The sequence below is a fragment of the Pseudonocardia pini genome (genome assembly GCF_013870575.1).
Classification (GTDB): Bacteria; Actinomycetota; Actinomycetes; order Mycobacteriales; family Pseudonocardiaceae; genus Pseudonocardia; species Pseudonocardia pini.
In genome coordinates, this window is record NZ_JACBXB010000219.1 from 1 (window position 1) to 7,499 (window position 7,499).

9 protein-coding genes are annotated in these 7,499 nt (G+C 72.0%); all 9 read right to left on the reverse strand.

What is annotated here, in order from left to right; genetic code table 11:
- Nucleotides 1-404: hypothetical protein (locus tag H5J29_RS14505; protein WP_181781486.1), on the reverse strand; the 404-nt coding region annotated here is incomplete at its 3' end.
- Between the two features lie 70 nt (nt 405-474).
- The gene (locus H5J29_RS14510; RefSeq protein WP_181781487.1) at nt 475-867 is read right to left on the reverse strand and encodes a Zn-ribbon domain-containing OB-fold protein; all 393 of its coding nucleotides are present in this window, start codon (nt 865-867) and stop codon (nt 475-477) included.
- A complete protein-coding gene (locus H5J29_RS14515; RefSeq protein ID WP_181781488.1) occupies nt 864-2,021 on the reverse strand; it encodes a thiolase C-terminal domain-containing protein in 1,158 nt (385 codons plus the stop codon). The genes H5J29_RS14510 and H5J29_RS14515 overlap by 4 nt, the downstream gene beginning before the upstream one ends.
- Nucleotides 2,018-2,947 (reverse strand): ABC transporter substrate-binding protein, encoded by a 930-nt coding sequence (locus H5J29_RS14520; protein WP_181781489.1) that lies wholly within the window; start codon nt 2,945-2,947, stop codon nt 2,018-2,020. The genes H5J29_RS14515 and H5J29_RS14520 overlap by 4 nt, the downstream gene beginning before the upstream one ends.
- Before the next feature lie 156 nt (nt 2,948-3,103).
- Complete coding sequence (locus H5J29_RS14525) at nt 3,104-3,991, reverse strand: ABC transporter permease (RefSeq protein WP_181781490.1); 888 nt, start codon at nt 3,989-3,991, stop codon at nt 3,104-3,106.
- A complete protein-coding gene (locus tag H5J29_RS14530) occupies nt 3,984-4,814 on the reverse strand; it encodes an ABC transporter ATP-binding protein (RefSeq protein ID WP_312858225.1) in 831 nt (276 codons plus the stop codon). The genes H5J29_RS14525 and H5J29_RS14530 overlap by 8 nt, the downstream gene beginning before the upstream one ends.
- 151 nt (nt 4,815-4,965) lie before the next feature.
- Complete coding sequence (locus tag H5J29_RS14535; RefSeq protein WP_181781492.1) at nt 4,966-6,171, reverse strand: CaiB/BaiF CoA transferase family protein; 1,206 nt, start codon at nt 6,169-6,171, stop codon at nt 4,966-4,968.
- Nucleotides 6,172-6,230: 59 nt separating this feature from the next.
- The gene (locus tag H5J29_RS14540; RefSeq protein ID WP_220187424.1) at nt 6,231-6,677 is read right to left on the reverse strand and encodes a Zn-ribbon domain-containing OB-fold protein; all 447 of its coding nucleotides are present in this window, start codon (nt 6,675-6,677) and stop codon (nt 6,231-6,233) included.
- Nucleotides 6,674-7,499, reverse strand: an 826-nt coding sequence (locus H5J29_RS14545) for a thiolase C-terminal domain-containing protein (RefSeq protein WP_181781493.1), incomplete at its 5' end; no start/stop codon positions are given. The genes H5J29_RS14545 and H5J29_RS14540, both read right to left, overlap by 4 nt.

Sequence of the window (7,499 nt, forward strand, 5' to 3'; positions counted from 1 at the left end):
TCGGTGAGCACGCCCACCGTCCCGTCCGCGACGGCGCCGGACAGTGTGCCGAGGTGGCGCCGGGTGCCGAGGAGCACGGATCGATCCGGGGTGTCGAGCAGCGCCCGGGTGAAGCCCTCCGCCACGCCCGGCACCGCCAGCAGGTGTTCGGCTCCGTCGACCACCCACAGGTCCTCCGACGCCGAGGCGAGCCTGCGAGACAGCTCGCCGAGGGTGCGGACCGGCGCGTCGAGGGAGACCCGCTCGACGCCGAACCCGCGCGCCACGGCCCGCAGCTGGGTCGACTTGCCCCAGCCCGGTCCCGCGACGACCTCGACGATCCGGTTGTCCGACAGGGCATCTGCGATCCGGCGACCGATCCGTGCGGACCCGATCGGCGCAGGTTCCAGAGCGTGCACTCCCATGTGCCCGGCTCCCACGTGTCGATGTGGTGTGACCGGCACGACAGTAGGCAGCGCGGCGTTAAGCGCCGCGTTACCGGACGTCCTTCCGCCACCGCACCGTCGTCCGATCGCCCTCGTCGACGAACTCCACGCGGACCGGCAGCTGCCCGGCGGGCTCGGTCCGCGGGTCCAGCAGGCCGTAGAGCAGCAGCCCCGGCTGGTCGGCCAGCTCGACCAGTACCGACACGTACGGAACCCGGTCGGCGAACCCTGGGTGGGCCACCCGGTGGGTGACGGTCCAGCTGCGCAGCACCCCGCGGCCGGACAGCGCCTCCCAGTCGGCCTGCTCCCCGCGACACCATGGGCACAGCGGCGCCGCGGGGAAGCGCAGCAGCCCACAGTCATCGCAGCGCTGGGCGCACAGCTCGTGCCGCTCGAGCCGGTCCCAGAAGGCCCGGGAGTCGGCGTCCGCGTGCGGAATCACCCCACACCCAGCAGGACCGCCGACGTACCGCCGGTGAGGTAGCCGGGCTGGGCACTGACGAGCGCCGTCTCCGCCCCCGGCACCTGCCGCGCTCCCGCGTCGCCGCGTAGCTGTGACACGGCCTCGCAGACATGGTTGATCCCGTGCACGTAGCCCTCCGACAGGAACCCGCCGTGGGTGTTGACCGGGATCCGCCCGCCCAACGCCGTCGCGCCCGACTCGACGAACGGCCCGCCCTCGCCCTTCGCGCAGAACCCGTAGTCCTCGACCTGGACCAGGACGGTGAAGGTGAAGGCGTCGTAGAGCTCCGCCACGTCCACGTCGTCCGGCCCCCGACCCGCCAGGGCGTAGAGCCGGGGCGCGATCGTGGCCGCCGTGCTGGTGGTCAGGTCCGGTTTGGTCAGATCGTCCCGGCCGAGCTGCGCGGCCCAACCCTCGATCGTCACGGGGCGGCGACGCAGGTCCCGGGCCCGCTCGGTCGTGGTGACCAGCACCGCGCAGCCGGCGTCGGTCTCCAGGCAGTAGTCGTAGAGCCGGAACGGGTCGACGATCTCGGGGGCTTCGAGGTAGTCGTCGAGGGTGAGCGGGGTGCGCATCATCGCCCGCTCGTTGAGCACCGCGGCGCACCGCTGCGCCACCGCCACCGCCCCGAGCTGGGCCGAGGTGGTGCCGTAGGCCTGCATGTGGGCGCGGGCGGCGAACCCGTAGTTGTGGGCAGGGGTCAGCACCCCGTACGGCTGCTGCCACTGCAGGTCCGGGCCCGGCATGGGCCGGGTGGCACCGCCCATCCGGACCCCCGACCGCCCGTTCAGGGCCCGGTAGAGCACGACATGCCGGGCGACACCCGAGGCGACGGCGAGCGCCGCGTCGCCCAGCAGGGCCGGGAACCGGTTGCCCCCGCCGTACTCCTCGGAGAACCACCCCACTCCGTCGAGTCCGAGCGCCTTCGCCACCTCGTGCACCTGGGCCGTGTCACCGAGGTGGTGGGTGCCGAGGCCGTCGACCTCGGCCGGGTCGAGGCCCGCATCGTCGAGCGCGGCACGCACCGCCCGGACGGCGAGGGCGAGCGGGGAGACCCCGGAGGCCTTCCGGAACGGGGTCCACCCGATCCCGGCGACCGCGGCTGCCCCCCGCAGGGCCCGCACGTCCGTCATCCGGCCCTCAGGTTGTCGACGAACCGCATGTCGTAGATCTGGTCGTTCGTCAGCGGCTTCTCGTAGGAGAGGATGCCGCCGACCTGGAACAGGTAGTCCTGCGAGATGCCCGCCATCTCGGTCGGCATCGGCCAGTCGGTGGAGAAGGTCGGCGCGGGCTCGCGCTGGACCCGCTCGACGGTCGACTGCAGGACCTCGGCGATCTCCGCGGCCCTCTGCGGGTCGGTGTGGAAGTTGCCCTGCAGGTAGGTCTGCTGAGTACGGGCGAGCGCCCGGACGAACGCCTGCCCGACCGCGGGCCGCTGGTCCAGCAGGGTGGGCCCGAAGGCGTAGAACGAGCTGCCGTAGGGCGGGCTGTAGCCCACGTTGACGCAGCAGCCGTCGTCCACCAGCGGCTCCCAGGAGGGCGAGATCATCACGCCGCCGTCGACCGCGCCGCCGGTCACCGCGGTGGACATGTCGGCCGCCGCGATCCGCTCGAACTTCAGGTCGGACAGCTGGAACCCCGGGTCCTGCTCCTTGAGCACCTTCCACATGTAGGCCTGGTTGACCCCGACGTTGCCGCCGAGCGTCGCGATCTTCCTCCCCTTCAGGTCGGCGGGCTGGAACACCCCGTCCGGCCCCAGCACCTCCTTGCGCACCCACAGCCCCTCCTTGGACTCGGTGAGCGGCACGGATCCGGGGAAGACCCCGCGCAGCGGCGCACCCGCGGCCATCGCGTTGAAGTTGACCGCGCTGGTCCCGGTGGCGACGACGTCGAGCTGGCCCTGGGTGAGCAGGATCGTGCTGTCGTTGGGCGGAACGATCTGGATGTCGACCTCGAGGTTCTCCTTCTCGAACTCCCCGTGCCTCTGGGCGAACATCATCGCCAGGAAGGTCTCGAGCCGGGCCGAAGTCGCGACGACGACCTTCTCCCTCTGCGGCAACGGTTGTGGAGCGAGGCCGCTGCCTCCCTCGACCGGTCCGGTACCGGTACCGGTTCCACCGGCACCTCCACCACACGCCGCCAGTACGGCGGCCAGCAGCAGCGCACCGAGAGCGGCACGCAGCCTACGGGCAGGCACGTCCATTGTGGAGCCCTTTCAGACTGGGGTTCGGTCGGTGAGCTGCGCCCACGGTGCGAGGCGCTGCCCGATCCAGCCCACCAGGGACTGGAACAGGGCGCCGAGCACGGCGACCACGACGATGCCGACGTACATCCGGTCGGCGCGGTAGAGCTGCCAGGAGTTCCAGATCAGGTAGCCCAGCCCGCTCTCGCCCTGGATGAACTCCATCCCGACGAGGATCAGCAGGGCGTTGCCGCAGGCGATGCGCAGCGCCGTGAAGGTCCCCGGCACGATCGCCGGGATCACCACGTGCACCTGGGTCTGCAGCCAGGAGGAGTGGAAGGACGCTGCGGGCTCCCGGTCCGTCTCGGCCACGCCGATGACGTTGGCGACGGTCGAGATGGCCAGGATGAAGAACACCCCCATCGCGATGAGGATGACCTTCGGAGCGTCGCCGAGGCCGAAGATGAGCAGCAGCAGCGGCAGGATCGCGAGCTTCGGAACCGTGTACAGCGCACTGACGATGGGCACGAGGGCGATCCGCAGCGGCCGGATCTCGCCCAGAGCCAGACCCACCACGTAGCCCGCGACGGCTCCCACCGCATAGCCGACCAGCAGCCGGTTCATGCTGGCGAGGGTGGCCTCCTGCAGGAGGCCGATGCGGAGCATCTCCAGGAACGCTCCGAACACCTTGGCGGGCGAGGGCCACAGGTTCGGCGACAGCGCGCCGGTCATCGACACCAGCTGCCAGACCAGCAGGAGCAGCAGTGGCGCGCCGACCCGCAGCACGGTGTCGCGCCTTCGCCGCCGTGCGGCATGGCGCGCGGGGTCCAGATCGGCAGGCCCCGGCGTCCGCTCGACGACGTTCGCCCACCCGCCGTCCGCGAGATCCCGTCGGGCGGGGCGGTCCATCAGCTCAGACATCGACCCCTCCTCGGGTGGCCTCGACCTCGGCCCGCAGGAGCTGCCACAGCTGCTGCTCGAGCTCCGCGAACTCGGCGGACCCGCGGATCTCGCCGGTACGAGGACGGTCGAACGGCACCTCGAGGTCGGCGATGATCCGACCGGGCCGGGCGCTCATCACCGCCACCCGGTCGCCGAGCAGCAGGGCCTCGTCGAGGTTGTGGGTGATGAACAGAACGGTCCGCCGGTGTTCCTGCCACAGCTGCAGCAGTTCGTCCTGCAGGATGAAGCGCATCTGCGCGTCGAGCGCCGCGAACGGCTCGTCCATCAGCAGGATCTCGGGCTCCATCGCGAAGGCCCTCGCGATCGACACCCGCTGCTTCATGCCGCCGGACAGCTGGGCGGGGTGGCTGTCGGCGAACTGGGCCAGGCCGGTTCGGTCGAGCCACTGGTCGGCGCGCGCCCGCCGCTCGCCCTTGGACAACCCGTTGACCAGAAGCGGGAACTCGACGTTCTGTCGAACGGTCTTCCACGGGTAGATGCTGTAGTCCTGGAAGACCATCGCGGTCAGCGGGCGCCGAGGATCGCGAACACCGATCCGGACGTCGCCCGCACTCGGTCGGGCGAGACCGGCCAGCAGGCGCAGCAGCGTGGACTTGCCACAGCCCGAGGGGCCGACCAGGCAGACGAACTCACCGGACCGGATCTCCAGGTCGAGCGGGCCGAGCGCGTGCACGATCCGCCGCCGGGCGTCGAACCGCTTCTCCACGCCCTCGATCGCGATCTTCACGGATCCGGCGACCGCTCCCGCTCGCTCCGCGACGGGGAGGGGATTCTGACTCACCGAGAGCACCTCCAGCTCAGCACCGCTCCGTCGTGGTGCGGACCCATCCGACCGTGTCCTCGTTACCGCCGCGTTATCGCTGCTCACGGGCTGGAACGACGAAGGGACCCCGCCGGTCGGCGGGGTCCCTTCGGGGTCGGTCGGACGGACGTCAGGTGATGACGCCGGCATCCTTCAGCCGCTCGATCTCGTCCCACTCCACGCCCGCGTCGAGCAGCACGGTCTCGGTGTGCTCGCCGAGCTCGGGGCCGCGGGGCAGGGTCTCGGGGGCCTCGCCGACGGTGAACGGGGTGCGGACCAGGCGCATGCCCTCGATCTCCGGGACGGGGCGGACGAAGCCGTTGGCCACGATCTGCGGGTCGTCCGCCAGCTCGGTCACGTCCTGCACCGGGGCCCAGGGGCCGTCGAAGGTGGCGAAGGCGGCAGACCACTCGTCCCGGGTGCGGCGGGCGAACACCGCCGCCAGGGCGGGGCGGAGTTCGGCGGCGTGGGCGTCCCGGGCGGCCGCGTCCGCGAAGCGCTCGTCGAGGCGCAGCTCCGGGGCACCGATGTGCTTGCAGAAGTCGTCCCAGTAGCGGTCCGACTGCATCAGGTTGAGCATGATCCAGCCACCGCCTGCGCACCGGTACGAGCCGGTCAGGGGCGGCATCGTCACGCGTGCGCCCGGTCCGGCCTCGGGGTCGTGGGTGATGATCTCGCTCGCCGTGACCCAGGCCGCGGCGCCCATCAGCGACGCGCTCACCGGCTGCGGCGCGTGCCCGCGCTCGCGGCCCAGCAGCGAGGCGAGGACGCCGGCCGCCAGCCCGACGGAGGAGATCCGATCCCCGAACGACGGGGGCTGGCGGGCGAGCTCGGTCGCGTCCGGCTCCGTGACCAGGGCACCCACTCCACCGCGCGCCCAGAACGCGGTGATGTCGTAGCCGGGCAGCCCGCTCTCGTCCCCCTCGGGACCGAAGGCGTCCCCCCGGGCGTAGACCAGCCGGGGGTTCAGCGCCGTCAGGTGCGCCTCGGTCATGCCGAGCCGGTCGAGTGCGTCGGCGCGGAAGCTGGTGAGGAAGGCGTCCGCCTCACGGATCAGGGTGTAGGCGAGCTCGCGGCCGCCCGGCCTGCGCAGGTCGATGCCGACGCTGCGCTTGCCGCGGTTGGCCTGCGCCGAGCGCGCCGACTGGGCGCTCGCCCCGTTCTTCGAACCAGCCGTGGTCAGCGCGCTGTACGGGTCACCGTGCACGGGGTGCTCGATGCGCACCACGTCGGCGCCCAGGTCGGCCAGGATCGCGGCGGCGCTGGGCACGAACACCCACTGCGCCAGCTCCACGACCTTCATCCCGGCCAACGGACCGGTGCGTGTCTCACTCACCGCTTCTCGCCTCTCCTCGCGTGCCCCCGATGGTCGCCGGGTGGCCGTTACCTCGGTCGTTAGACGGGCCGCCACTGCAGGAGCGTGTAGCCGTCCTGGTCGGCGAAGAGACCGCGGACCGGTGTCCCGGTGCGGATCTCGGCCGTGGCGACGTCGTCGAGCAGCAGGTTGCCGACCAACCGGACGCCCCCCGCCGCAGGCAGCTCCACGACCGCGACCACGTACGGCACCACGGCACGCAGCTCCTCGCGGGCCGGGTGCCAGACCCGGGTCCACGTGTAAAGCAGCCCCTCGGGCTCGGTCTCGGCCCAGCCGGGGTCGAACCCGCGGCAGCGGTGGCAGATCACCTCGGGCGGCCACTGCCAGGCACCGCAGGTGCACTGCTGGAGCACCAGGCGGTGCTCGGTGAGTCCCGTGTGGAACGGCGCGTCCACCCCGGACGGCAACGGGACCGGGCGGCCGAACACCTGCGGCAGGGCGGTCGCGTCGAGCTCGGGGACGGTCACAGGACGGCCTCCGTGCCGTAGAGGACACCGCTGGTCAACGTGGTCATCGGGCCTCCCATGGCCGCGCTGACCGCGGCTCCGGGGACCTGGTTGAACGAGGTGCCGCGCAGCTGGCGGACCGCCTCGAGATGGTGTCCCATACCCAGGATGTAGGCCTCGGCGAAGTTGCCCCCGCTCGTGTTCAGCGGGGCGAGCCCGTGGGGCGCCACCAGGTTCTCGACCGTCAGCACGTCGTCTGCGTCGGCATGGCTGCAGACGCCCATCTCGACCAGCCCCATCACGACGCCCGCGGTGAAGTTGTCGTAGACCTGGAACGCGTCGACGTCCTTCACCGACACGCCGGCGTCGGCGTAGAGGCGCTCGGCCAGCGTGGAGTAGCCCGCCGTCGCCAGGCTCGGGGTGTTCTCCGCGCCCGCGCCCGAGCGGTACTCGCCGGACTGGCCCGCCGCCAGCACGTACACCGGATCCTGGCGCAACGACCGGGCGCGCTCCGCGGAGACCAGCAGGATCGCCGCCGCCGCGTCGGACTCCTGGCAGCAGTCGTAGAGGTGGTAGGGCTCGGCGATCCAGCGGGACTCGTCGTACTGCTCCGCGGACAGTGTCCGCCCCTGCATGACGGCGGCGGGGTTGGCCTGGGCGTGCTGGTAGGCGGACATCGCGACCGCGCGCATGGCCCCCCGGCCGATCCCGTGCTCGTCGAGCATCCGCTGGGCCCGCAGCGCGTACTTGTGCGGTGCGGCGAAGGCGCCGTAAGGGCCCATCGCGGCCCCGCCGAGCTCGTAGCCCGAGACCTCGGGCCCGCTCCCCGCGCCGCCGTAGCCG